Origin of the sequence: Commensalibacter nepenthis (genome assembly GCF_029953305.1) — a bacterium.
Classification (GTDB): domain Bacteria; phylum Pseudomonadota; class Alphaproteobacteria; order Acetobacterales; family Acetobacteraceae; genus Commensalibacter; species Commensalibacter nepenthis.
The window spans coordinates 735,404-761,346 of record NZ_JASBAN010000001.1; the positions used below are offsets into that span (position 1 = coordinate 735,404).

At 37.6% G+C, this 25,943-nt stretch carries 27 protein-coding genes and 1 pseudogene; 12 read left to right on the top strand and 16 right to left on the bottom strand.

What is annotated here, in order from left to right:
* Positions 1-91 precede the first annotated feature (91 nt).
* From thrS to fzlA, 4 genes are read right to left on the bottom strand one after another with little or no spacing between them, the layout of a single operon-like run.
* A complete protein-coding gene (gene thrS, locus QJV33_RS03340) occupies positions 92-2,059 on the bottom strand; it encodes a threonine--tRNA ligase (RefSeq protein ID WP_281461992.1) in 1,968 nt (655 codons plus the stop codon).
* A gap of 51 nt (positions 2,060-2,110) precedes the next feature.
* On the bottom strand, positions 2,111-3,025 hold the full coding sequence (locus QJV33_RS03345; RefSeq protein ID WP_281463378.1) for a glycosyltransferase family 9 protein: 915 nt from the start codon (positions 3,023-3,025) through the stop codon (positions 2,111-2,113).
* Positions 3,025-4,188: a glycosyltransferase family 4 protein gene (locus QJV33_RS03350; RefSeq protein WP_281461994.1), complete on the bottom strand. Its 1,164-nt coding sequence runs from the start codon at positions 4,186-4,188 to the stop codon at positions 3,025-3,027. Before QJV33_RS03350 ends, QJV33_RS03345 begins: the two co-directional genes overlap by 1 nt.
* A 17-nt stretch (positions 4,189-4,205) precedes the next feature.
* Positions 4,206-4,874: an FtsZ-binding protein FzlA gene (gene fzlA, locus QJV33_RS03355; protein ID WP_281461995.1), complete on the bottom strand. Its 669-nt coding sequence runs from the start codon at positions 4,872-4,874 to the stop codon at positions 4,206-4,208.
* Between the two features lie 302 nt (positions 4,875-5,176).
* Between fzlA and minC the strand changes: the two genes are divergently transcribed.
* The 3 genes from minC (at position 5,177) to minE (ending at position 7,048) form a co-directional block, all read left to right on the top strand.
* Positions 5,177-5,884 (top strand): septum site-determining protein MinC, encoded by a 708-nt coding sequence (minC, locus tag QJV33_RS03360; RefSeq protein ID WP_281461996.1) that lies wholly within the window; start codon positions 5,177-5,179, stop codon positions 5,882-5,884.
* Positions 5,885-5,969: 85 nt separating this feature from the next.
* Positions 5,970-6,785: a septum site-determining protein MinD gene (minD, locus tag QJV33_RS03365; protein WP_281461997.1), complete on the top strand. Its 816-nt coding sequence runs from the start codon at positions 5,970-5,972 to the stop codon at positions 6,783-6,785.
* Positions 6,782-7,048, top strand: coding sequence for a cell division topological specificity factor MinE (gene minE / locus QJV33_RS03370; protein ID WP_281461998.1), 267 nt, complete (start codon positions 6,782-6,784; stop codon positions 7,046-7,048). Before minD ends, minE begins: the two co-directional genes overlap by 4 nt.
* An 88-nt stretch (positions 7,049-7,136) precedes the next feature.
* On the opposite strand, the gene QJV33_RS03375 is transcribed toward minE, so the two are convergent.
* From QJV33_RS03375 to QJV33_RS03405, 7 genes are all read right to left on the bottom strand, one after another.
* Positions 7,137-8,837: an alpha-keto acid decarboxylase family protein gene (locus QJV33_RS03375; protein ID WP_281461999.1), complete on the bottom strand. Its 1,701-nt coding sequence runs from the start codon at positions 8,835-8,837 to the stop codon at positions 7,137-7,139.
* A 146-nt stretch (positions 8,838-8,983) separates the two neighbouring features.
* Complete coding sequence (locus QJV33_RS03380; protein WP_281462000.1) at positions 8,984-9,424, bottom strand: SufE family protein; 441 nt, start codon at positions 9,422-9,424, stop codon at positions 8,984-8,986.
* Positions 9,425-9,471: 47 nt separating this feature from the next.
* A complete protein-coding gene (gene hslU, locus QJV33_RS03385; RefSeq protein ID WP_281462001.1) occupies positions 9,472-10,806 on the bottom strand; it encodes an ATP-dependent protease ATPase subunit HslU in 1,335 nt (444 codons plus the stop codon).
* Positions 10,806-11,384, bottom strand: coding sequence for an ATP-dependent protease subunit HslV (hslV, locus tag QJV33_RS03390; RefSeq protein WP_281462002.1), 579 nt, complete (start codon positions 11,382-11,384; stop codon positions 10,806-10,808). The genes hslU and hslV overlap by 1 nt, the downstream gene beginning before the upstream one ends.
* A gap of 42 nt (positions 11,385-11,426) precedes the next feature.
* The gene (locus QJV33_RS03395; protein ID WP_281462003.1) at positions 11,427-11,819 is read right to left on the bottom strand and encodes a response regulator transcription factor; all 393 of its coding nucleotides are present in this window, start codon (positions 11,817-11,819) and stop codon (positions 11,427-11,429) included.
* 357 nt (positions 11,820-12,176) lie between these two features.
* Entirely contained in the window at positions 12,177-12,416 is a 240-nt protein-coding gene (locus tag QJV33_RS03400; RefSeq protein WP_281462004.1) for a hypothetical protein, read from the bottom strand.
* Between the two features lie 19 nt (positions 12,417-12,435).
* Positions 12,436-13,995, bottom strand: coding sequence for an ATP-binding response regulator (locus tag QJV33_RS03405; RefSeq protein ID WP_281462005.1), 1,560 nt, complete (start codon positions 13,993-13,995; stop codon positions 12,436-12,438).
* Positions 13,996-14,262: 267 nt separating this feature from the next.
* Here QJV33_RS03405 and QJV33_RS03410 point away from each other — a divergent pair, with 267 nt between their 5' ends.
* The 6 genes from QJV33_RS03410 to QJV33_RS03435 all read left to right on the top strand — a co-directional run bounded on the left by QJV33_RS03410 (position 14,263) and on the right by QJV33_RS03435 (position 18,953).
* The gene (locus QJV33_RS03410) at positions 14,263-14,697 is read left to right on the top strand and encodes a hypothetical protein (RefSeq protein ID WP_281462006.1); all 435 of its coding nucleotides are present in this window, start codon (positions 14,263-14,265) and stop codon (positions 14,695-14,697) included.
* A gap of 42 nt (positions 14,698-14,739) precedes the next feature.
* Positions 14,740-15,405 (top strand): cell division ATP-binding protein FtsE, encoded by a 666-nt coding sequence (locus tag QJV33_RS03415; RefSeq protein ID WP_281462007.1) that lies wholly within the window; start codon positions 14,740-14,742, stop codon positions 15,403-15,405.
* Complete coding sequence (locus tag QJV33_RS03420) at positions 15,395-16,357, top strand: cell division protein FtsX (protein ID WP_281462008.1); 963 nt, start codon at positions 15,395-15,397, stop codon at positions 16,355-16,357. The genes QJV33_RS03415 and QJV33_RS03420 overlap by 11 nt, the downstream gene beginning before the upstream one ends.
* Before the next feature lie 3 nt (positions 16,358-16,360).
* Entirely contained in the window at positions 16,361-16,981 is a 621-nt protein-coding gene (locus tag QJV33_RS03425) for a YdcF family protein (protein ID WP_281462009.1), read from the top strand.
* 14 nt (positions 16,982-16,995) lie between these two features.
* On the top strand, positions 16,996-17,694 hold the full coding sequence (locus tag QJV33_RS03430) for a lysophospholipid acyltransferase family protein (protein WP_281462010.1): 699 nt from the start codon (positions 16,996-16,998) through the stop codon (positions 17,692-17,694).
* Between the two features lie 401 nt (positions 17,695-18,095).
* Positions 18,096-18,953 carry a DUF2125 domain-containing protein gene (locus QJV33_RS03435; protein ID WP_281462011.1) on the top strand — a complete coding sequence of 286 codons (858 nt, stop codon included), beginning with the start codon at positions 18,096-18,098 and terminating at the stop codon, positions 18,951-18,953.
* Here QJV33_RS03435 and gloB read toward each other — a convergent pair.
* Positions 18,941-19,672, bottom strand: coding sequence for a hydroxyacylglutathione hydrolase (gloB, locus tag QJV33_RS03440; RefSeq protein ID WP_281462012.1), 732 nt, complete (start codon positions 19,670-19,672; stop codon positions 18,941-18,943). The two genes, QJV33_RS03435 and gloB, sit on opposite strands and share 13 nt — an antisense overlap.
* A gap of 66 nt (positions 19,673-19,738) precedes the next feature.
* On the opposite strand from gloB, the gene QJV33_RS03445 reads away from it, so the two are divergent.
* Genes QJV33_RS03445 through QJV33_RS03455 form a run of 3 tightly spaced genes read left to right on the top strand, consistent with a single transcriptional unit; the run spans position 19,739 to position 22,110 of the window.
* Entirely contained in the window at positions 19,739-20,488 is a 750-nt protein-coding gene (locus QJV33_RS03445; RefSeq protein WP_281462013.1) for a hypothetical protein, read from the top strand.
* A gap of 34 nt (positions 20,489-20,522) precedes the next feature.
* Positions 20,523-21,200: a phosphatidylserine decarboxylase gene (locus QJV33_RS03450; protein ID WP_281462014.1), complete on the top strand. Its 678-nt coding sequence runs from the start codon at positions 20,523-20,525 to the stop codon at positions 21,198-21,200.
* Positions 21,172-22,110, top strand: coding sequence for a CDP-alcohol phosphatidyltransferase family protein (locus QJV33_RS03455; RefSeq protein ID WP_408869647.1), 939 nt, complete (start codon positions 21,172-21,174; stop codon positions 22,108-22,110). The genes QJV33_RS03450 and QJV33_RS03455 overlap by 29 nt, the downstream gene beginning before the upstream one ends.
* 43 nt (positions 22,111-22,153) lie before the next feature.
* Here the strand turns inward: QJV33_RS03455 and QJV33_RS03460 are convergent.
* The 4 genes and pseudogenes from QJV33_RS03460 to QJV33_RS03475 all read right to left on the bottom strand — a co-directional run.
* A pseudogene (locus tag QJV33_RS03460) lies at positions 22,154-22,537 on the bottom strand (NADH-quinone oxidoreductase subunit B family protein); the annotation flags it as partial.
* 11 nt (positions 22,538-22,548) lie between these two features.
* On the bottom strand, positions 22,549-24,084 hold the full coding sequence (locus QJV33_RS03465) for an NADH-quinone oxidoreductase subunit D-related protein (protein ID WP_281462015.1): 1,536 nt from the start codon (positions 24,082-24,084) through the stop codon (positions 22,549-22,551).
* Positions 24,081-25,406 carry a hypothetical protein gene (locus tag QJV33_RS03470; RefSeq protein WP_281462016.1) on the bottom strand — a complete coding sequence of 442 codons (1,326 nt, stop codon included), beginning with the start codon at positions 25,404-25,406 and terminating at the stop codon, positions 24,081-24,083. The genes QJV33_RS03465 and QJV33_RS03470 overlap by 4 nt, the downstream gene beginning before the upstream one ends.
* A 2-nt stretch (positions 25,407-25,408) precedes the next feature.
* Positions 25,409-25,942 (bottom strand): hypothetical protein, encoded by a 534-nt coding sequence (locus QJV33_RS03475; RefSeq protein WP_281462017.1) that lies wholly within the window; start codon positions 25,940-25,942, stop codon positions 25,409-25,411.
* Between the last annotated feature and the right edge of the window lies 1 nt (position 25,943).

The window sequence follows — 25,943 nt, forward strand, 5'->3', positions numbered from 1 at the left end:
GCAATAAATGCACATTGATATTGAACGATACGCTTTCTAAAGGTATTAAAACTGATTTGGTGACTATTATAATCTATTTTTCTCGAACGATCTAGCCTTCACATTCAAGTTTTAGCTTTTGTTTTACAATCGGAGTACGATTATAATCTGGAGGTGTTGCTTCTTTACCCAAAAGCGTGATTGCTTCATCTAAATCAAGAACTTGCTGAGCTGCACCGCCTAACCTACGAACAGCGACTTGACGCTCTTCAACCTCTTTACGTCCAACAACCAAGATAACTGGCACATGTTGCAGGCTGTGTTCACGAATTTTTGCATTAATTTTCTCATTTCTGGAATCAAGCTCTACATTCATTCCCTTTGATTGGAGCAACTCAACCACTTCTTGAGCATAGTCTTCGGCATCATTCACAATGGTTGCAACCACAACTTGGACTGGTGCCAACCACAAAGGAAAAGACCCCGCATATTGTTCAATCAAAATACCCAAGAATCTTTCAAATGATCCAACAATCGCACGATGTAACATAACAGGGCGATGTCTGGCGCTATCTTCACCAATATAAGAGGCTTTTAAGCGTTCAGGCAGAACGTAATCTACTTGCAATGTACCACATTGCCAATCACGACCAATAGCATCCCGTAAAACAAATTCGAGTTTTGGACCATAAAAAGCTCCCTCTCCTTGATTCAATTCGAATTCAACGCCAACCTGTTTACATGCATCTTTCAAACTATTTTCGGCTTTATCCCAAGTAGAATCGTCCCCAGCACGCTTTTCAGGACGATCAGAGAATTTAACGCGAAAACTTTCAAACCCAAGATCTTTATAAACTTCAGATAACATATGCACAAACAAAGCTGTTTCAGAAGTAATTTGATCTTCACTACAGAAAATATGCGCGTCATCTTGGACAAAAGAGCGAACCCGCATAATCCCATGCAACGCACCAGAAGGCTCATAACGATGACATGCACCAAATTCAGCCATACGCAATGGTAATTCACGATAGGAACGCAACGTATGATTAAAAATCTGGATATGACAAGGACAGTTCATTGGTTTCAATGCATATGTACGTTCTTCATCTTCAACTGTAGCAATGAACATATTCTCTCTGAATTTTTCCCAGTGACCAGAGGCTTCCCACAAAGAACGATCTAAAAGTTGTGGAGTACGAACCTCTACATACCCATAACGGCGTTGGATTCTTTGAATATAATTTTGTAGATTCGTATAAAGCTGCCATCCTTTTGGATGCCAAAAAATGGAGCCCGCCGCATCCTCTTGCAAATGAAATAAGTCCATTTCTTTGCCAATACGACGATGATCCCGTTTTGCAGCCTCTTCAATTTGGGTTAAATAAGCATCCAGTTCTTTTTTATCACGCCATGCCGTACCATAAATACGAGACAACATCGCATTTTTAGAATCCCCACGCCAATAAGCACCCGCAACCTTGGTTAATTTAAACGCACCACCAACATCCGCCGTCGTACGCATATGTGGACCACGGCATAGGTCTAACCATGGTCCTTGCTGATAAACAGAAATTGTTTCTGTTTCTGGAAGATCGCGAATCAACTCTGCTTTATAATGCTCACCAATTTTTTCAAAATACTGAATAGCTTCATCACGGGGCATAACTTGACGAATAAAAGCCTCGTTACGCGTTACAATTTCATGCATACGGCGCTCGATACCTTCTAAATCTTCTGGTTTGAAGGGTTCTTCTCGTGCGAAATCATAATAAAAACCATTTTCAATGGCTGGTCCAATAGTTACTTGTGTTCCAGGATAAAGCTCTTGTACAGCCTGAGCCAAAATATGTGCAGCATCATGGCGAATTAATTCAAGGGCTGCTTCATCCTTTCTGGTCACAAACTTGACCGATGAGTCCTCTGTAATTTCCAAAGACAAATCAACCAGCTTACCATCAACTTCCATTGCCAAAGCTGCTTTTGCCAGCCCTGCCCCAATCGATTGTGCAATCGTTAAGCCTGTTACCGTTCCCTCATATTGTCGAATGGAACCATCAGGCAAAGTAATAGAAAGCATAATCAAATCTCCAGAACAAATAAATCAAATATGATATTTAAACCACAAAAACTAATGAACCCACTTCAGCTCTTGTGCAACCCTTTTTACAGAAAGATCTTTTAAATTTTCCTGATATATTATTTTTACATCATCCCCACGAGGAGCAGTTAAAGACGGATCACTGCCTGATGAGAACAATACTACACAAGGACACCCTACCATCGCAGCCAAATGCATCGGACCTGTATCATTACCCAATGCAAATTCAGCATGCTTCATAACAGCGCCTAATTGTAACAAACTTGTTTGCCCAATTAAACTAATTATTTGGGGGCAATGCTCTTTTATAACTGCAACCATATTTTCCTCTGATTGCCCACCAACAATCACAGGTTGCAAACCCTTTTCCATTAAATATTGTGCAATCTGACCATAATATTCAATAGGCCATTTTTTTTCAGGACGTTTCACAGAACAACCAGGAATCAAGATAACATAAGGTTTAGGCATTTCAATAGACTCTGACAATAACCACGATAAATCAGGATGTGGAAAATCAGTAAGTCCTGTTTTTAACAACTGATCATGTTGACGGTCAATGGTATGCATATCATTTCGTTTGGGATTATCATGAAAATGAGAAGCACCCTTAGCAATTCCAGACCATTTTGGCCTTCCCGCCCATTTGAAATATCTGCTGGAACGTCTAGAGGTTTGCAAATCATATACGAAATCATAACCTTGTAACTTTTGCTTTAATTTCAACCATCCAACCAAATTCAATAAATGAGGTTTATCATCAATGATAACACGATCAAACCAAGGGCTATGCTGTGCCAACTCTACAAAAGGGGCTGTCGTCAATAATGTAATTTCATCGTGCTGGTGATGTTGACGAATAGCCGCAAAAGGATGGAAACTTTGCATAAAATCGCCCAAAGCACCCAAACGTATCACCAAAATCTTCAAGGGTCTTTTGGTCATCATATCTGTAATTGTTTGGCTTTAGGCAGAACCTCATTATAGACTTTTAATGTCGCCGCTTGCATCTGTGTAAGCGCATAATGAGATTGCACATCTTCTCTGGCTAAACGACCCGTCCATTGTAACGCATCCTCTGAAGATTCAACCAACTCTTGTAATATTTGCGTCAATGCTTCTACATTTCCAGGCTCGAAAACATATCCTGTTTTTTTGTCTGTTACTGTTTCGGCCGCACCACCATGATTAGCAACGATAACTGGCTTTTCCATCGCTTGTGCCTCTATTACTACCCTACCAAAAGGTTCTGGTTTTAATGAAGGAACCACAACAATATTCGTTAACATAAAGGCTGCTGGCATATCCTGACAATTTCCAACAAAATATAGCTGTTCTCGAACTTGCAGTTGATCCGCCAATGCTAATAACCTTTGTATAAATTGATCTTTATGTTTTGATGGTCCTACACAAACACAAATCCAATCTTTATGATATTGCTGAATCCTTGCCATCGCACGAACAAGTAACTCATGCCCTTTCCAAGCGGTTAAACGCCCAGGTAATAATATAATTTTTTTTGTTGTAGGAATTTGCCATTTCTCAGCAAGATCCGTCACTCTATCACCAAAAAAAAGCTCTGGATCAAAAATCTTCAAATCAACTCCCCGAGGAATTACCCTTAAAATCTGTTCTTGTACTCCATAATGGTTTTTCAGTCGCTCTGCAACATAATGACTGATCGCAATAACACGTTCACCCTTTGTCATCACTTGATTATACCAGCGTTTACCGCGCCATGTTTCACTGAAAACACCATGCCAAGTCGTTATAAAATGTATTTTCGTATTTTTAACAGCCAACCAAACCGACCATGCAGGCGCTCTTGACCTGACGTGAACAATATCAACTTTATATTCGTTGATAATTTTTTTGATTGCAAATTGGTTTTTCCAAATCACCAAAGGATTTTTTGAATTCAAAGGTAATCGAATATGGATTGCCCCCATACGCTCTAATGATTGTTTCCAAACCCCATCAGCACTTGCAACAAGTGCAACACCACCCGCATTCAAGATGGCTTGTGCAATTTCAATAGTACCTCGTTCGACCCCACCTGTGTTTAACGCAGGTAAAACTTGTAAAATAACAGGTTTATCAAACATCATACATCGATCCGAATAGCCTAGAAATCTAAGTCAGCATAATGTTTAGGGGGGATGACACCACTGACACGGTCATTTAATAACGCACGAAAACTAGGACGTGACTTGATCCTTGCATACCAATCTTTTACCGCAGGATTTTTTTCCCAATTCACATCACCAATATAATCTAACGCAGACAAATGCGCCGCAGCAGCAAAATCAGCCATAGACAAATTACTACCAGCCAACCACACTCTATTTTCTGTAAGTAACGCTATATAGTTTAAATGAAACTTAATATTTTCATAACCTTCTCTTAATGCTTGTGCATTAGGATTATTATTACCAAAGAAACGTTTGAATGTTTTTTCATATAATAAATTATGGGTCACTTCACGGTTAAATTTACAATCAAACCACGCTGTCAAACGACGAGCTTCGACACGTTCAGCAAGCGTACGCCCCATTAATGAAGTATCAGGATAGGCTTCTTCTAAATATTCACAAATTGCATAAGAGTCAGGAATCGTCAACCCTGTTTCCTCAACCAAAACAGGCACCATTCCAGCAGGATTAATGGCAATAAATTCTGGTCTTCTTTTCCAAACCATTTCTGTCATGAGTTCAAAAGATAAACGCTTTTCCGCCATGATAAGACGAATTTTACGACTAAAAGGGCAAAGAGGTAGATGATATAATATACGCATATAACTGAGCCATTTTTTCTAGAATATCATGAACAAACGAGAATATTGAATTTCACTCTGAAATTTAATCTTTCTATCACTATTACCACCAGTAATCCAATAAAATATTTCCTTCAACTTGAAACTTGCAAAATATCAACGGTTAAAAACCGTCTATTTCTTGTAATTTGTAAAATTATAGATAATTAAGTGACAAAAAAATATAAAATGAATATAAAGATTAATTTTAATTTTTATCTACCAAAAAATATTATAAGTTATTTTTATTTCTTTTTCTGCTTGTATAATAGGAATTATTATTCGTGTCAGACACTTCCCCATCTCTTCCTCAAATACGCATCAGAGGTCGATCTTTTTTATCCTTGGTTCTTACACCAGAGAGCCCTTTGCCAAATTGGCTTGCCAGCTTGGATAAACAACTTGAACGTTCTTCATTCTTTTTCTTAGGCAAACCTGTGATTCTAAATCTTGAACTTCTTTCTGGTCAAGAAGAAGGGCTGGAAAATTTACATCTGGCGTTGTCACAAAGAAATATCCAGATTATCAGTGTTGAAGGGGGTTCCTCAACATGGGAAAAATTAAAAAACTGGCCAAAAACATTTATTTTTGGCAATGGAAAAAATATCGATAATCTCGATATGCCAGCAAACCCACAGGCACCCAATACACCCACCCCATGTCTGATTATTGATGAACAAATTCGATCAGGGCAAAGCGTTTTATTTCCAGAGGGGGATGTAATCATCACGAGTTCTGTGGCTTCTGGTACAGAGATTGTTGCAGGGGGATCTATTCATGTCTATGGTGCTTTGCGTGGCAGAGCCATTGCAGGAATTAGTGGGCAACCTAAGGCCAGAATTTTTGCTTATCAACTAGAGGCAGAATTAATGGCGATTGATGGATATTATATGACAGCCGAAGAAATAGAGAGCCATTTTAGTATGAAAGCCGCACAAGTATATTTGGATAAGGATGTTATGACGGTCGCACCTCTATTAAAAATAAAATGATATCACAATTTAATTGTTAGTCTCTATTATAATTCTACAATATATAATAAAATGTTTCTAAACCGCAAATAATAAGGGAAATAATATGGCAAAGGTAATTGTTGTTACCTCTGGAAAAGGTGGCGTTGGAAAAACAACATCGACTGCTGCAATCGGTGCAGCCTTGGCACAAACAGGACAAAATGTCGTTGTTATTGATTTCGACGTTGGGCTTAGAAATCTTGACCTTGTTATGGGTGCTGAACGACGTGTTGTTTTTGATTTTGTCAACGTTATCCAAGGCGAAGCCGCATTATCTCAAGCATTAATCAAAGATAAACGTGTAGAAACACTTTATATCCTCGCAGCGTCCCAAACACGTGACAAAGATGCCTTAACCGAAGAAGGTGTTGGAAAAGTCATCGCAGAGTTAAAAGAAAAATTCGATTGGATTATTTGTGACAGTCCCGCAGGCATTGAACGCGGTGCTAAAATGGCAATGCATTTTGCCGATGAAGCCATTATTATTACCAATCCAGAAGTATCATCGGTACGCGATAGCGATCGTATTATTGGTATTTTAGACAGCACAACAGACAAAGCACAAAGAGGGGAAAAGATTCCTAAACATCTTTTAATCACTCGTTATGCCGCCAGCCGTGCTAGTCGTGGTGATATGTTAAATACAGATGATATTCTAGAGATTCTCTCTATTCCTTTAATTGGTATTATTCCAGAAAGTGAAGATGTTTTAAAAGCATCTAACCTTGGATCGCCAATCACGTTATCTGCACCCAACTCCCCTGCAGCGCGTGCATATTCAGAGGCTGTGAAACGTTTACAAGGTGAAAAAATTGAAGTCACCGTCCCTACTGATAAGAAAGGATTCTTTGACTGGTTAATCGGAAGGAATAAATCATGAGCTTTTTTTCAAATTTCTTTGCTAAAAAAAATACAGCCCCAGTTGCCAAGGATCGATTGCAAATTCTTTTAGCTCATGAACGTTCTTCAAGAACGGGCAACTCTGATCTTTTACAAAAACTACAAAAAGAAATTATGGAAGTCATTCAAAAACATATTTCCATCGATCAAGAAAAAATCCATGTTAAGGTCGATAGAGGAAATGATTTCTCTACGCTGGAAATTGATATTGAAGTCCCTCAGCAAAATCAGTCTAATACTTAATTGCATGAGCCACATACTTCCTTGAAATATAAAGCCAGATAAACAATAAGTTATCTGGCTTTTTTATTTTTATTATGCCGTTACGATCCTAGTCGTCTATATTTTTATCAAGCTCTTTCAAGCCTCTGGGTCCATAATTAAATGCTGCAACCATGTTTGCAGACGATTGAACTGCTTTTGGAATATCCAACGGATCAAACATAACTTCGATCAAACATAATTCCTGACCTGCGACTTGATCTGCATCATTTAATGCATTTTCAAACTCTTCTTCGGTATTGACCTGACGATAGAAGAATTCTTTTCCATCACTAAACGCATCAAATAACTGGAGATAATTCCAATTAGGAACATCATTATATTTAGAATGAAAGCCCATAATCGCCCGTTCGATTGTATAGCCTCTATTATTAATCAAGAAAATAATAGGTTTTAAGTCGTGCTCAAAGAACGAAGAAACTTCTTGTGCTGTTAATTGAAAAGACCCATCACCAATAAAGATCACTTGACGACGGTCAGGCTTTGCCATCAAAGAACCAAATAATGCCGGTAATGAATATCCGATCGATAACCACAAAGGTTGGCTGATGATCGTAATACCAGAAGGCATATCTAAAATCTTCACACCACGCATTGAAGTACCCGCTTCGGTTACAACCACGTCATGTGGTTTAATAAAGCTCTCAACACGTTGCCAGAAACGATTTTGAATTAATTTTTCATCTTTGACTGGCTTCCAAACCTCTTTGCCTTTTGGGGAACTGGATTGCCAATTTTTATATTTCTTAGGAGGCGTAATTTTTGATAAGCGTTCCAATAATTCAATCGCTGAAACACCTTCATACACTTCATGACCAATAATTGTTCTAAAAGGGCGAATATTAATCATATTTTCTGGAACATGTTGGGTAAAATAGCTAGAGTTACTATCTGTAAACTTAACATTTAACCCAAATAAGCAATCTGATTGTTCAATCGCCGCTTTGACTGTATCAGAAGAAGAACACCCACTGTATCCGCCAATCCATTGAGGGTGATCGCCATCCAATACACATTGTGCCGCAGATAACGTTGCAAATGGAATTTGAAGATTTTCGATCATGGATTGGCTTAAATCACGCAAACCAAAGCGATCCAACGCCATCCCTAATAAAGCAGAAGGATTCTCTGCCTTAGCCAGTTTTTCCTCAATGGATTCAACAACAGCATTTAATTGTTGTAAATCGCTGGTTTGCTGACGCAAAGATAATTTTTCGTTATAAACGTCAATTTCAAAAAAAGTAATATCAGATGGTATTTGTAGATAAACAGGACGTTTCTTACGAACACAAGCACGTAAAACACGGTCAATTTCTTCAACAGCATTTTGTGGGGTAATTCTTGCCTGAGCCACAGTAAAAGGACGATAGCAGCTCATCACATCCTCGAAATTGCCCTCAGCTGTTGTATGGTGCAAAGAACGTCGACGATACATACTATTTAAAGGAGGTGCACCCGTAATACAAACAATTGGAACATACTCTGCATATGCCCCCGCAATCCCATTAATCGCACTGAGATCACCAACCCCATATGTGGTCAACAAAGCAGAGATCCCATTCAATCGGGCGTAACCATCTGCGGCATAAGCACCATTCAGCTCATTACGCGTCCCAACGAATTTAATATCGTTTCTTCTTTCTGTTTGGATTAAAAATTGAAGATTGTAATCTCCAGGAACACCAAGGATATCTTTGATACCAATTTGGGATAATCTATCAAGTAAGAAATCCCCTATAGTCATTTTCATATAGACCTCTCTAATATTTTCTTTTTAATAAAATGAAGATGTTAATTTTGTATTTGTTTTTACTCTAGTCAGAAAGCAAAAGAAAATCACAATTCCGCGCTTATATAGATCGGAATTGTTCGTTTACTATTTATAAAAATTAAAAACTATAAATAATTTTGTGATATTGTTTGTATTGCTTTGACCATTGACGCAACGCCGTTACTGCGATTGGCAGATAATGCCCCCGCCAGCCCCAGATCGGTTATGAAAATAGGGTCAACTCTCACGATTTCAACAGCGTCTCGCCCTGAATAAATGCGTAATAACAACGCAATTAATCCTTTGACGATCACCGCGTCTGAACTCCCTGCAAAAAATAATTTACCATCTTTTTCACAGAAATTGAGCCAAACTTGGCTCTGACAACCCACCACACGAAATTGATCAGTTTGCCATTCGATGGGAAATTCAGGCAATTTTTCACCTAAATCAATCAAATACCGATAACGTTGCATCCAATCATCGAACAATTCTAATTCATCACGAATGGCTTCAATAGCTTCTGCAGCACTATCTTCTTCTGGAACAATAAAAGGATCAGACATTATTCTATCAATCTCGTATGGTATATGGTCAGTCAGGCAAATATTAATTAGAGAATAAAGCGACTGAGGTCACTTTTATTTGCCAAGGAACCAACACGTTCATGAACATCTTGACGTGTGATTTCAATGGTTTCCCCTGCTTTATCAGAAGCTGAAAAAGAAACTTCCTCTAGCAACCGTTCCATCACTGTTGCCAAACGACGCGCCCCAATATTTTCAACCCGTTCATTAATATCTATGGCAAGTTCTGCAATAGCGTCAATGGCGTCTTCTGTAAATTCTAATTTCACCCCTTCGGTTTCCATTAAGGCAATATATTGCTTTAATAAAGAATGCTCTGGCTCTGTTAAAATACGGCGCATATCTTCACAAGTCAGTGGAGACAACTCAACACGAATAGGCAAACGTCCTTGCAACTCTGGCAATAAATCAGAAGGTTTAGCCAAATGGAACGCGCCAGAAGCAATAAATAAAATATGATCTGTTTTAACCAATCCGTATTTTGTAGAAACAGTCGTCCCTTCAATCAACGGTAGCAAATCACGTTGTACCCCTTCACGAGATACATCCGCACCACCGCGACCACCACTGCCTTCATAAGAACGCGCACAGACTTTATCGATTTCATCCAAGAAGACAATACCATGATTCTGAGTGCGATTAATTGCTTCTTGTACCAACGAATCATTATCCAACATTTTGTCAGATTCTTCTTTAATCAATGCTTCTCTTGCCTTCGCAACCGTTAAACGGCGTGTTTTTTCAGATTTATTCATTAACCCTTTCATCATATCGGTAAAATTGATGACTTGGGCTGAAGGCATTCCAGGAATATCAAATTGATTAACAGGAGAAGACGTATCCGCAAGGCTAATTTCAATTTCCTTGTCTTCTAGCTCACCATTCAGCAACATTTGCAGGAATTTATTTTTGGTTTCTGCCGAAGCACTTTCACCGACCAAGGCAACGACCAAACGCTGATTGGCTTCGTCTTTTGCCTTTTCCTTGACATCACGACGTTTAATATCACGTAACATTACCAAAGAGGCTTCGACTAAATCTCTGATAATACTTTCGACATCACGACCGACATAACCTACTTCGGTGAATTTTGTTGCTTCAATTTTCAAGAATGGGGCTTGTGATAAACGAGCCAAACGCCTAGCAATTTCAGTTTTACCACAACCCGTTGGACCAATCATGAGGATATTTTTGGGAACAACCTCTTCACGAATACCATCCTCTAATTTTGCGCGTCTCCAACGATTACGCAACGCAATGGATACTGCACGCTTTGCATCATTTTGACCAACGATAAAACGGTCAAGTTCTGCAACGATCTCTTTTGGGGAATAAGTTGGAATATTATTACTCATAATCATTAACCTTCAGCTGACAATGTCTCTATGGTAAGGGAAGAATTTGTATAAATACAAATTTCACCAGCAATCGCCATGGCACGACGTGCTGTTTCTTCGGATGTTAATCCTTCAACCCCTAACAAAGCACGGGCAGCAGCCAGCGCATAATTGCCACCTGAACCAATCGCAACGACACCGTCTTCTGGCTCTAGAACGTCACCATTCCCTGTTAATGTATAGGAATGATGTTTGTCGGCAACCAATAGCATGGCTTCCAATCTACGAAGATAACGATCCGTACGCCAATCTTGAGCCAACTCTACGCAAGCACGTTCCAATTGATTTGGATAACGTTCTAATTTCTTTTCTAATCTTTCTAGTAAAGTAAATGCATCCGCAGTTGCCCCTGCAAAACCAGCAAGAATAGTACCACCTGCCCCTATTCTTCTGACTTTTTTGGCATTTCCTTTTACAACAGTGTGACCCAATGTGACTTGACCATCACCAGCCATTGTTACCTGACCATCACGTCGTACACATAAAATTGTTGTCCCATGCCATTGTATCGGATCATGTGAAGATGAAATATGATTTTGCATATGTATTAAATAGCCTTTTTACTGAAATAAGTCCTATCCACCTTATTCTCTTGCGACGAGCTCTTCAACTCTCTTTGTGAAAACACCCAAAGAAAAAGGTTTTGTAATCAGCTTTATATTATCATCAGCCGGCAGCTTTCCAACCCCATGAGAGTAACCAGTAATAAATAATATTGATAAATCTGGCCACATTTTACGCGCCATTTTTGCCAAATCACTACCATTCATACCAGGAAGACCAATATCAGTAAGCAATAAATCTATATTACTTTTATTGTTATTTAAATTTTGTAACAAAGACAATGCTGTTTGACCATCTTCTGCAACAATGACTTCAAACTCCATATCACTTAATAATTCGACCAACAATGGACGCAAAACAGAATCATCTTCTACAACTAAGATTAATTTCTTATCAATTTGTTCTATTGCCATGAAATATAACCCTTTGAACAAAAAAGATAATTGATTTTTACATTAGAGTTTATAAGCATCTTAATCTTAATTATACCTTAAAAAATATACTAAATTTGTTTTATATAAAATAATACAAAATGAATATTAGGATAGTATGGTTTCAATCAACTTTTGAATAGCTTTCTTAACAATTATAAAAATCCATCTGAAATACAAAAAAATATAAATTAACATGTTGATATATAATGATTTTAAAATTCTGTACTATTCTGTTATTATCACGTTATTATGTAATTTTGCGTTCCCTATGTTAACGTCACTGTGCCAAAAAACCAAACAGAGTCTATTTTATTAGCCAATAATATTATTGACTATTTATATAAATTCTTTTGATACCCAATTGCTTTGAACAAAAAGATCAGCAGTTAATTGGGATGCTTTAATCTTAACCTGATAAATATCGTCAAAAGAATAAGATATTACATTTTTAAATTCTGAATAATGATATTTATACGAATCTATTTTACAATTTAGAAATTGGGGAGGAATGACATAATAATTATTCCCATTCTCATCCTTGGAATCTTCTAAAGCAAAATAAGATTCTTCTTTCATCAGCTTGCAACTCACTCAATTAATTTGGCAAGATCGGTAAATAGATACTAATTGCAGTTCCAATACCAACTTGACTTTTCACCATCACATCACCGCCAGATTGTTGAGCAAATCCATAAACCATTGCTAGCCCCAAACCTGTTCCCCATCCTGCTTCTTTTGTTGTAAAAAAAGGTTCAAAAATATGCGCAATCGTTTCTGGTGACATGCCATCACCTTCATCTTTTACTGTGATTACCACATACTCTCCGCACCCAAGTTGATGATTATAGGTTACAGACTCTGTAATAGATTCTTTGTGTAATATTACCATAATTTTGCCACCATGTGGCATGGCATCAGCAGAGTTAATACATAAATTCATCACTGCCAGCTCGAGTTGTGACGGGTCTGTTTTAACGCAAACCCCCATTGGAATCTGACACCGAACATCTAGATAAATACTTTCTTTAATTTCAGCGTTTTTATCTCCTTTTAATCGAGAAGCATGACGCATCGATAATGTTTGCGATAAAAGTTCATAATTTTCTTTTACCTGTTTCGCCACATCGACTTCTTGCAAAGACAACTTCTTGCGACGACTAAAACTCAACAATCTTTCCGTAAGAACAGCACCTTTCTGTGCCGCTGCCAGGGTATTTACCAATAATCGTTTGATTGAGACAATTTGCTTTTCTTGCAACTGATCTTGCATTAATAATTGTTCTGATAGCTCTAGCGACCCCATCATTGTTGTCAAAAGATTATTAAAATCATGAGCAATACTGCCCGCCATGGTTCCCAAGGCTTGTAATTTTTCAGCATGTTGCAACTTGGCTTCCAGCATTTTTTGCTCGGTAATATCTAGTTCCATAATAACAGAAGAATGCGCAATCTCACCTTTGACTCTGCCCAATAACAACCGCGTAATTAAAAACCATTGCGAAGAATGGTGAATATCAGCAGACGGCACCTCTAATGTTGCAACAAAGCGTTCTTCTTTTTGTAACCGCTCTTTAAACGCCGACAACTCTTGGGGTTTAAATGAAGGCTCTATTTCTTCTTCGGTTTTTCCTAAACATTCTTGAACGGTTAAGCCTCTTCTTATCGCTGCCAATTCGTTCATTTTTGTGAATTTGCCTTGCTCATCTTTAAACGCCAATCCATAAGGCAAATGATCCAATAACCCTTTTAGCAAAATCTGTTCGTGCCGTAATTGTCGACGATATTGAGAGCGTGCAACCGCACGATGTACGATTTCTTTGACTTCGAAAGGAACAAGCGGTTTTGGAATAAAAAAAGATATCCCTCCTTGATTCAAAGCTGAAATAAGAAAGTCAGTTCGATCTTTAGAGGATAAAAGGATACGCGTTGCAACTGTGATATTTCTTACACGCGCAAAAAACACGTTTCCATACATTTCAGGCATGCAATAATTATATAAGATAGCAGAGAAATGAGTCCCTCTTTTAATCATATCCAATGCACAATGTGGAGATTGTGTAATATATACGCAAAACTGATCCTCTAACATCTGCTTGATCTCTTGCAGAATTTTAGGGTCATCATCCACAACCAAAATGGCCGGAAGCGCATCCATTGCTCGTTCTCCTTAACATTTTAACGAACTTTAATGAGTATCAAATGTTTGTATCTGAATTCAGTGACCTATCAAATAATTATTTAGAATTATGTCATTTTTTTATGCTCAATACTGATGATAAAAACCAACTGAGCTCCTCATAAACCTAAAATCATATTGTAGCATTACAGTAATTACATAAAAATATTGCTTTTTATAGGGTTGCATATTACTGAAAACAGAAAGATAATTAGTCTAATTTATTGTCTATTTGAGGATTATTTCGTGAATATACCCACAGATACCACTCGTACAAACGAACGTCTCAGCACATCTATGCCTGAACAGCATTATACAAAAAAATATCCATCCTCTGGAATGCCCATATCCAAATTATTTTTAACAATTATATGGGCAATATGCCATTTTGCTTTCTTCTTTATCCAACAAGTCGCTGAAATTTTTGCCCCTCTTTTGCTCCTCATCGGTATTGTCTGGAAAATATTACCCAGCTTGCTGCGCTCTGCGGTTGGCATGGTCGATGCAGCAGACCCCCAAATACGGGATATGGTTGGGCGCGGCACAGAATTGATCCCATCCTCCTTAACCGTTGCAGGTCATACAATTTCTGCATCCTCTTTGATTTTTGATGGTTTTTTGCTTATTGGTTTGACTGCACTTTGTGCAACCATTACAGCCTTTTTGGGAAGACGTTTATAAGTTCTCTGATCTTAAAACAAAAAGAAAATTAAAGCATAGCGAATGATTCAACTTGATGGCGTCAGTTTAAACTATAAAAACGATATTACTTTGTTGGATAATGTTGATTTACATATTCCTCAGGGGGGTTTCTGCTGGCTGACAGGTCCATCAGGGGTTGGAAAATCGACCTTGCTACGGTTGTTGCACCTTGAAAAAAAACCAAATGCAGGTCTGGTAACAATTTTGGACACGCCCACTAATCATGCACGCAGATCAACAATCTGTCGGTTAAAGCAACGCATCGGGATAGTCTATCAAGATTTTAGACTTATTCCGAATTTAACGGTTTTTGATAATATCGCACTGCCTCTACGCTTACAAAATATCAATGAAAATACTGTCCAACGTTCAAATGCGCGCATATTAGAATGGATTGGGCTAGAACATAAAAAATACACCTATCCCAAAACGTTATCAGGGGGCGAACAGCAACGCGTTGCGATTGCGCGGGCTGTCATCCATAGACCTGATTTATTGCTTGCTGACGAACCCACAAACGCTTTGGATGAGTACCAAGTCAAGCGTCTTATGGATCTGTTTTATGATTTGAATGATTTAGGGTGCACAATTATCATGGCAACCCACAATGACGCATTAATTCGCCAATTTCCTGCGACACGTTTGAAATTGGAAAATGGACAATTATGGATCAGTGATGCTGTTTAAATATAAAACATCAGATGGCTTAAAGCTGCACCGTGCATTGCCAGGTCAATTTTTAATTCCCCTAGTTGCGGCAATGACTTTCCTTGCGGCTTTATCGATCGCTGGGGCATATGCCAGCCAACAGCTTGCCAAAAGATGGAGTGCTGGAGCAGCATCGACGATTATTTTACAAATACCAATGCCAAATGAGGCATTATCTTTATCTTCTAGCGATCAAATACCCCCACAACCCGCACTCGCAGCAAAGACGAAAATACAAAGCATTCTTGCATTATTATCAACCTCTAAAGAACTTAATTCATTTCATCAAATGACTGACAAAGAAATTGATGAATTACTCGCCCCTTGGTTACACGAAACTATTCAATCATTTGCTTTGCCTATTCCAGCAATTATTGAACTGCATTTAAAACATGATCCCCCGCTATCACCCAAATTGGAACAAACTTTAAAACAAACTGTTCCTGATATTTCAATCGAGCAAAGTAATTTTTGGAACCAACGATTAAATGCTTTGGCTAACAGTTTACAAACAAGTGCTTTTTTATCCTTAATCATTGTTATTTCAGTCGCAGCAACGGTCATTGCATTATCGACCAAAACTGGATTGATGCAATGTAAACAAACCATTGAAATTCTGCATAATCTTGGCGCATCAGATGCTTATATTTCTTTTCGATTTGCAAATAGAAGTGCTTTTTTGGCGAGTGTTGGTGGAACAATAGGCAGCCTTTTCTCTGTTCCTTTATTGTTATTTTTAACCTATCTATGTTTACCTTTTAGCAGTGATCCCAATTGGCAAGCCCTATCCAATGCCAGTTGGTTTTATTTTCTAATCACAACACCTTTTCAACTTTTTGGGCTTTTTATTCTACTGCCAATATGCAATTATTTGATCGGATGGATGACCACTACTATGATCGTTTACTTTTGGCTAAGGCGTTTAACGTAAAACATGGATAAGCCACGCTTGCAATCAAAATGGATTATTGTATGGGGAATCGTAGGAATTTTTCTTGTCTGGGGCTTTGGTTTTATTGTTTTTGTGATTGATACATTGACGTATAATCCTTCTATCCCCAATGCACAAGGAATCGTTGTCTTAACTGGTGGGGCAAAACGCATTGAAAACGCAATTAAATTATTACAATCCAACCATGGCAAATATTTATTAATATCTGGGGTACCCCCCACGACCCATCTGGATGATATAGAGAGAATCCTGCCGTTCTCTTTAACGCAACATGACCGCGATCACATTACATTGGGACATAATGCGACCTCTACGATGGGGAATGCAATTGAAACCGCAGCTTGGGCGCATTATTACCATCTCGATTCTCTTATTATTGTAACCTCTAGCTATCATATTCGCCGTGCAATCGTAGAAATGCAAAGTTTATTAGAAAATGTTAAACTATATCCTTATGTTGCTCGCAATGATAAAAAAGAAACTTTATCTCACCTACACTCTATGAGATTACTATTTCTTGAATATAATAAATTTCTTGCTGCCTATACAGGTCTGATACATACAACACGTCCCAAAGAAGATTTCTTGAAAAATACTCCATAAAAAGCTGATTTTTGATGATTTTAATTCGTTCTTTTCTTTTTTCTATCTATTTTATCACATTAACCATTTTCATGGGCATTATTGCTTTTGCTATTCGTTTTATAGCAAAGAGACATGCGTTGGTGTATGCTCAATTATGGACACGCCTTTCTTTGGGCGGACTGGAAAAAATCTGTAAGATTTCCACTCAAATTATAGGTCGAGAAAACCTTCCCCAGGACAAATCCTTTTTGATCGCCTCTCAACATCAATCAGCATTTGATACATTTATATGGATGAATCTGCTAGACCGCCCCGCATATATTATGAAAAGAGAACTCACTCGTATTCCTTTGGTGGGTCCGATGTTATTGTTATCGGGAATGATCCCGCTGGATCGACAAGGTGGCGTCAAGGCTTTAAAAAACTTAATCCAAGATTGCCAAAAAGCTGTTAATGATTTCAGACAAATCATCATCTTTCCAGAAGGAACCCGCACCGCCGTTGGTGAAAAAGTAAAACTACACGCAGGCACCGTTGCAATCGCAAACCAATTAAATTTAAAAATTGTTCCTGTCAGTCTTGACTCAGGTTATTGCTGGCCAAGAAATTCATTTTTTAAATATCCAGGAACAATCCACATTGTCATTCATCCCGCCATTACCGATACAAGCAATCGTAAAGAAACGTTGGCTGCTATTGAACGCAGTTGGTCTAGGTTGGAATCGCAGTGAGTAACCCTGTGGATAACTTTGTGGGTCTTTTAATAAAGATTCTGAAACTCAGAGTCGTCGGCTAATTCAATCGATTCTATACAACCCTTGATTTTCTCTCATTTTACAACAGTCAACAAAAAAAAATATTTATTTATTTTCTTGATTTTTTACGAATCTCTCTTGTGGATTTTTTAAAAGATCGAATCTATTATTTATAAAATTTTGAATTTCATATGATTAATCACAGTAAACGACATTTATTCATCCATAAAAAAACATTCTATAGAAAACTGTTTTTTCTGGGGATAATATCTCTTTTCTTTTTATTTACATATGTATCTTTACAAACCTATTTAAAACAAACAATAAACCAATATTTAATCGATCAACAAAATATTTTAAAAAAACGAGGATTATTATTGAAGTTTCAGCCTGCCACTGTCTCTAAATGGACAATATGGCCACAAGTAATGATTGATTATCCAACGATACAAAAAGATATTTCCTCCCCTTCGCCACCAATTCTTTGGCAAGCCAGACAAGCAAATATTTCATATTCTTTATTACATCCTTCAAGCATTTCAATCCATCTTGATGGAGAACAGCTTATTTGCACCTTTGATAATTCAAACCAATGTTTTCAAATTCATAGTACGACTTGGAATATCTATACACCTATCTTAGGAAAGAGTTCACAAAGTTCATTTTCCTTACAATGTGATGACATCTTTTACACCAGCCCCTCATTATCCTCAGAAATAATTCAATCTCTACAATTTAAAAATTTACGATCCCAGTTGCATTGGAATGTTCAAACGACACCTCAAGAAAGTCTGGCTTTCTTAACACTTGATATTCAAGAAATTACTGCAACTATTACCAACTTACCCTCACAAAAACTGCAAAATACGCATATTCAAGCAGCACTTGTTCAAGAATCCAATCATTTATACAAATTACTTGTTCAAAATGCTGATTTAAGTTGGAATCATTTATCCATCAATTCCACAGGAAAATTCTATTTACCCTTACCTCAAATCCTTCCAACGGGGGAGTTATCACTTTATTTAAATGGCATTAATCAAGCAATTTACGAACAATTATCCTTTTTAAAATGTTGTGCTAAATTACAACAAGAACTCTCCCAAACTTCACTCCCATCACAAATTCATTTAACACTCTTGATTCGTGATGGTGTGTTGTATCTGGGAGCCATTCCTTTACATGCAAATTGGTATAATGATCTAAAGATGCTCATCGACCATTATACAAAATGATCTTTTGCCTTACGAAACATCGTAAATTCATCAACATTTTTTGCCAATAAAAAGGGATTCGTTTTCTTTTCTTCCAACAGCGAGATGGGTAATGTAGGCAAATATTGAGATCTGAGTTGTTTTACCTTCTCTACCCTATTTTTCAACGCTATGTTTTCAGAGATCACTGAGGTCGCAAAACGTCCATTATCAGCAGTATATTCATGCGCACAATATACCAAAGTATCCTCTGGTAAATTCACCAACTTTGCCAGACTATGATACATTTGTTGAGGGCTTCCCTCGAATAAGCGTCCACATCCCATACTAAATAATGTATCACCTGTGAATATCACTTTTAAATCAGGAATATAATAACAAATTGAACCCAGTGTGTGACCGGGGGTTTCTATAACCCGAATGTCATCTATCCCATCCAAAGAAATAACGTCTCCGTCTTGGACCGTTCGATCGACATTTGGTATTTTACTGACCTCTTTCAAAGGGGCATATATTTTACAGTGGTACTTATCTTTTAACGCCGCAATGCCGCCAATATGATCGTCGTGAAAATGGGTAATTAAAATCGCTTGTAACGATAAATCTCGCTCTTGCAAAAATTTTAAAACAGGATTTGCATCGCCTGGATCAACAACAATTGCTTTTTTGCTCTTTTCATCAATCATCAACCATGCATAATTTGACTCATAGAAAGAAATGGGTTCAATAATAATAGACATGCTTTCTCCTTATTTTAACCATTATCCTTTTTTAAACTAAAATTCACTCTTCAGGAAAAGGTTGCAATGACCTACGACTTTAATTCTATTCTAACCGATCCATGTCAAAAAAAACAAGGAATTGCAATCTATCTTCAATACAAATTATCTCTATTATGGCCTAATTTATATGGCTTATCCCTCTTTACATTGGGACAAACCCCCTCTTTGATCCCAACGAATGCTTGGTATCCTCAGTATCATATTCATGGGATATTAGATTCTTTTCCCTCTAAGAATTTAAAATCTCTATATAATCAAAATCAAAATATATGTCATTTATCTATTGATTCGTTTCCTTTACAAGCATGCAGTATCAACCGTATTTTGTATGTACATGATGCCAGAATGTCCAAGGAACAGTTTGGTTTGCTCCTGCGCTCATGCTGGGAAACCTTGGAAGATCATGGAAAGATTATATTACTCTTACCAAATAAACTTGGATGGTGGTCGGTTATTGATAATATTTCTTTTCGATACAGAAATGCTTTTTTTGTTCAAAAATTAAATATTGTCTTAAAACAACATATGTTTCGTATTAATCATTATGAACGTGTTTTATATTTCCCCCCTAAAATAATGAATTCTGTTTCGTTAAGAACAAACAAAATACTTGAATTTACAGGATTATTCTTTGTTCCTTTCTTGGGGGGGTATCATTTGATTGAAATTGAAAAAAATCTTTATGCACCAATTACAGTGGCACCTTTGAAAAAAAACTATATACTACAAAGCAAATCATCGAAATCCAGTTTGAATTTAAAAACTTCTAACTGATTTAAGAATATCACGTCCAAAAGGTTACGTTTACATGTCTATTTTAAAATCGATTCAATCCAGTATGTGCAAACCACATCCTGCCAGCCACCCTTTCCTCATCATAGCAGCCACTGTATCTATCTTGGGTCGTTTGACAAAATGGCGCCTTACCCGTTTCATTGGTAAGCTTGGCTTACTTTGTTTTGGATTTGTTTGGTATTTTTTCCGTAATCCAAAGCGGGTCATCCCTACCGAAGAAAATGTAATTATATCCCCTGCGGATGGTACTGTATCAGCAATCGATTGTATCATGCCCCCTGCGAATCTGGGAATGCCGGAAAAGCCTGTTTGGCGTGTTTCTATTTTCTTATCTGTATTAAACGTACATTTACAACGTATTCCAGCCAAAGGCACCGTGACTAGCCGGGTATATATCAAGGGGAAATTTTTCAATGCCTCTTTGGACAAAGCATCTGAACATAACGAGCGTAATGCTATTTGTATGACATTACCGAATGGTCAACAATTAATTGTTGTTCAAATTGCAGGGCTTATCGCACGTCGAATCGTTTGTAATGCCAATGTTGAAAACCAATATGAAGCAGGCGAAATTTATGGGTTAATCCGTTTTGGATCTCGTGTTGATTTATATTTACCTGAAAACTGCATACCAACCGTGCAAGTTGGGCAAACTATGATTGGTGGTGAAACCATTGTCTCTAAATTCTAAAACACCCAAATCATTATCTCTACGTGCGCGACGTAATTTAATATTACGTCAAAAAATACGCCCCAGAGTCAAAGGAATATCCTTTAACCGTATCATTCCTAACCTTTTGACAATGCTGGGATTATGCGCAGGTCTAATTGGTATCCGCAGTGCGATTCATGGCGATTTTGACAAAGCGGTCATTGCTATTGTAATCGCTGCTTGCTTTGATGGTTTAGATGGGCGTATCGCGCGTTTATTACGAGGAACCAGTCGCTTTGGTGCAGAGCTGGACAGTTTAGCTGACTTTTTATCTTTTGGTATCTCGCCTTGCTTTATTTTATATATGTGGGCATTACAAGATATAAAAAGTGGTTATGCTTTTGTCCCTTGTGCAATGTTTGCCGCTTGTATGGCATTAAGACTGGCTCGTTTCAATGCATCCTTGGAAGACAAAGACAATCCAAAATATGCCAGTAATTTTTTCACAGGTGTCCCTGCACCTGCGGGTGCTGGAATTGTTTTATTCCCTGTATTCCTCGGGCTTGAGGCAAATAAGCTGCAATGGGATTTTTTGATTCATATTGCACATTCTGAAATCTTAACCATTATTATGCTGGTCACCACTTCTTTCTTATTGATTTCGACCATTCCTATTTGGTCATTTAAGAATTTCAAAGTTCCCACAGCCTATGTCTTACCATTATTCTTGGGAACATCAATTTATGCAACCGTATTGGTTGCAGACCCGTGGGGTACTTTTGCATTTAGTGGCTTACTCTATTTATGCACTATCCCTTTGAGCTATCGGAGTTTTCGTCTATTAAGGGCGGATGCCGAGGCTCTTCATAAAGAGGCGAGTGAGGAGGACGAGGAAGATTCGACTCAGACTGCGGACGAAGCCCCAACACCCCCAATAACCCCACCATAATCTGTTGAGGTGCTGGGGGGCAACCTTCGATTTTCAAGATACAATCTTCCCCTCCAGTACTTTCTTTTAAAACCGTATAATTTTCTTTAAACACATTCCTATTCATTGCACAAGCACCAACCGTAACAATTGCTTTTGGCTCTGGCATTAATTCCCAATTTTTCTCTAAATACGGGATCATAGAACGGGTTAACACACCAGTAATCAATAAAATATTCGCAATGGCTGGATGATCGACAAAGGCTAGTCCGCTGGCTGAAATATCAAATGCTGCCCCTCGTAGTGCATTTATCTCTAGAATACAACCATTACAATCCCCACAAGGCACCGGAAAAAGATGTAAAATCTGATTGGTATGACCTGTTTTTTGATCTAAAGGTTTTATTTTTCCAAAAACAGAGTCAAATAATGCACGTATAACAGCCATTTCTTAACCTTTTATAGATCAACACCCGTTGATAAAATCCCAAAAGAGGATCGAATAATAGATTGGTTTTCCCAGAGTTCATCTTGCAAAATATTTTGTAATACATAGGCTTGATTAGCAGCTGGATCACGAATAAATATATCCTTAATAATCCCAGCCTCTACTTTGATATAGTACCACAAATCCCCTTGCACACCTTCGCATACTCCTATTCCCTCACCATATAATGTTTCAACAATGATGTGCTTATCTTGAACAGGAACATCTTCTTCAACATCTTGCAGAATGGTTTCAATAATTTGTAAGGCATTATCAATTTCTTGAAAACGTAATTGCATGCGTGCATAAACATCCCCACTGGTAAAAGTACGAGGCGACAACCATTCCAAACGATATTCAGGCATATATCGACGAATATCGACATCACGCCCAGACGCACGACCGATAACCCCGCCAATATTAAACTGAATGGCTTGTTCTGTACTTAATACTCCAACATCTTGCAAGCTCTCTATTAATCCTGGAAAACCATGCATCAATTTATGCGCTTCATTGCATAAATATTTCACTTTTTGTGGCAAGGTTTCTGCTGCTTCGCCCTCCATCTCATCAATCGAACGAACTGCACCAGGAAATACACAATCCATTAACCACCGATGCCCATAATAATGCGCACTCCAACGCATTAATAATTCGCGTGCAATCTCACATCGAGATGCAATTATTCCAATACCTAATTGACGAAATAATTGAGATAAATAGAGCAAATATGCAAGGATTTTAGAAAGCTCTGATAAAATTACCCGTTTGCGTAATACCCTGACTGTTGGCATAAATTGTGCCATATCTTCAATAGCATGTGCAAATGCAATTTGATGTGCGATACTATCGACCGCGTTAATACGACTAATTTGCGGTAAAACATCCAAGACATTTTTATTAATCAAATTGGATAAAATACTACGATGGGTATAACCATATAAAGATTCTGCTTTTATAATTTTTTCACCCATCATTGCAAAACGCCACAAAGACGGTGAAAAACCATGACAGGAAGAAGGATCAATCGTTGCAAATTCTCCACCTTGTTCAATAATATCAGTCGGCAGCTCGTAATCATATTGCTCTGGTGGCCAACTTGTTGGGGCATGTTTAGAAGATAACGGCCAAGTATGTTTCCACATTCCACGATCTAACCATGGACGCAAATCAACTGCATTCATTGCTTCTTTGCCCCATAATTCCCAAATCATACGTTCATAAATAATCGCTGCTGGGCGAATTTGAGAGATTGCTAAATAACGATCGATTGAAAAAGCAACCCTGACCCCCAAAGGACGAAACCCATTCTCAAGAAACAAAATATTGATATCATTACCACTGCACCACATCGCAAGGAAAATTAAACGATCCAGTGGGAGTTTTAAAACAACTTCCCTCCATTCATCTTCTTCTACTCGAAAAAAAAATTTACTCTCTCTTTTGTGCTTTTTAATTAAATCCGCAGCTTTGGTATGCGTCATTAACGGTGGATCAGATTCACTCATAACCCACCATGATGTTTGATAAATTCAAACGAAATTTGATAAAGCCAACTTGATGTCAAGAAAGGAAGTATCAATGTTTGCACAATAATAATGCTCAGAATTAATTGTATTTCTTTATTAAACATTTCTGGAGAAAAAAATATAGTTCTGCCTTTTTGAAACAAAATATATCCTCTGATCAAAAACAACCCAATAATAATTACCCCAACAACTGGCATCGTTTGCATTAAATAAGCAAATAACACCACACAAGCCAAAAAAATACCAATAGGAGGCAATCCAGATAATGCCAACATTACCCACCCCTCACATGCTTCCTGATTATTTCTTTGCTTTTGGCTCATCATATATCCCAACGGTGCAAAAATAACCAATGCCATCATAAATAAGCAAGCGCTGTAAAACCCCTCAACATGATTAGCAAAAATACCTCCTAAAATACTCATGGCAATTAAGAATATAGAACTAAGGCACAAAGAAGATCGTTGACGGTTTTGTTCATTAATGATTACGAAACATAAACTAATGACTACTAAAATAATTAACAAATTTGCAGAAGGTTGATAATTAGGAAGCTGATATAATCTTAAAAAAGTAGCAATCGTTGACACAGAAAGAATAAAAGACCCAATGCCTCCCAAGATCAAAGGCAGTTCCATAGTCAACCCTAGAAAAAACATAGACATTGGAAATAAGCCTGCAATCAAAACAAGGCTTAAACTTAATAAGACACTGCTAAATTGTGCCAAATAAGGTGCATTATCAATTGGAACCGACGCAAGTAAAAATGCTGAAACCACAGCCATCATTGCAAATAATAATACTAAACGAAAATATCCCCAACCTGCTTTGACGCTGCTGCCACCTTGTATCAGCATACATCCCAACATTAACAACGCTGCCAATACGACAATGAACAATAAAGCAATAAAAAGATTATTAACCCCAACTGCTAACATCGAGACCGCAATTAACGAATGGAATAATAATAAATTCCACAATGATCTTTTATCTTCTTTGGCAAAGAAAAGACTTCTGGGTGCCCAAAATTTTAATAAAATCGTTGATATCCCAGCACCAATCGCAATAATAAAACGTAAAAAGCGAGTTAACCCGTCACTGCTCCAAACAACAGATAGGAAAAAATCATCTACCAAGCAAGCCGAAGCTGCTGTGATAAAAACTAAAATAATTGAAATAACAAAATGGCATTTTGCTCTAGTAGCTTGACCTTCACATGCAAAAATACCCGCCATTCCAACCAAAGGCCAAATGACGCAACCCCAATATAATAATTTTGCAAGATCATTTATTGTTTCCACAATTAGAACCGCCCTAATCTAGAAACAACAATACAAGACATTAGTAAAAAAACACTGTAAAACAGAGCCAATGCAATAAAAGCCATTCCTTGTCCATTCAAACCAACAACCAAAGATAATGCATTTAATGCACATGCTACTCCCATAATTTGTCCACCAACTGTTTTCCCTAAAACACTATACACCATACCTATTAAAATAATGGATAAAACAATACCATATTCCAACCGTGGTAAAGACGGAGGTAAAATATATACAATCAATGAAACCATTAAAATAACAAAAAACAGCCCTGCAAATAACTCTTTAAAAGAGCGAGGAAAAGATTGTCGCCTTAAAATAATACTTAAAACAACTCCAGACACAAATGATAAGACCATACATCCTAGAGTAATTTGGGGATCAAGCGCGTTTTCTTTTCCTGCCAATAAGCAAAAAATCGTTAATATTGCGTGAGAAAAACTTTGAGCAGAAGGATGAGATACGCCACCAATTGTTGCCAGTAATAAAATACTTATAAATAAGGAAAGCCACATG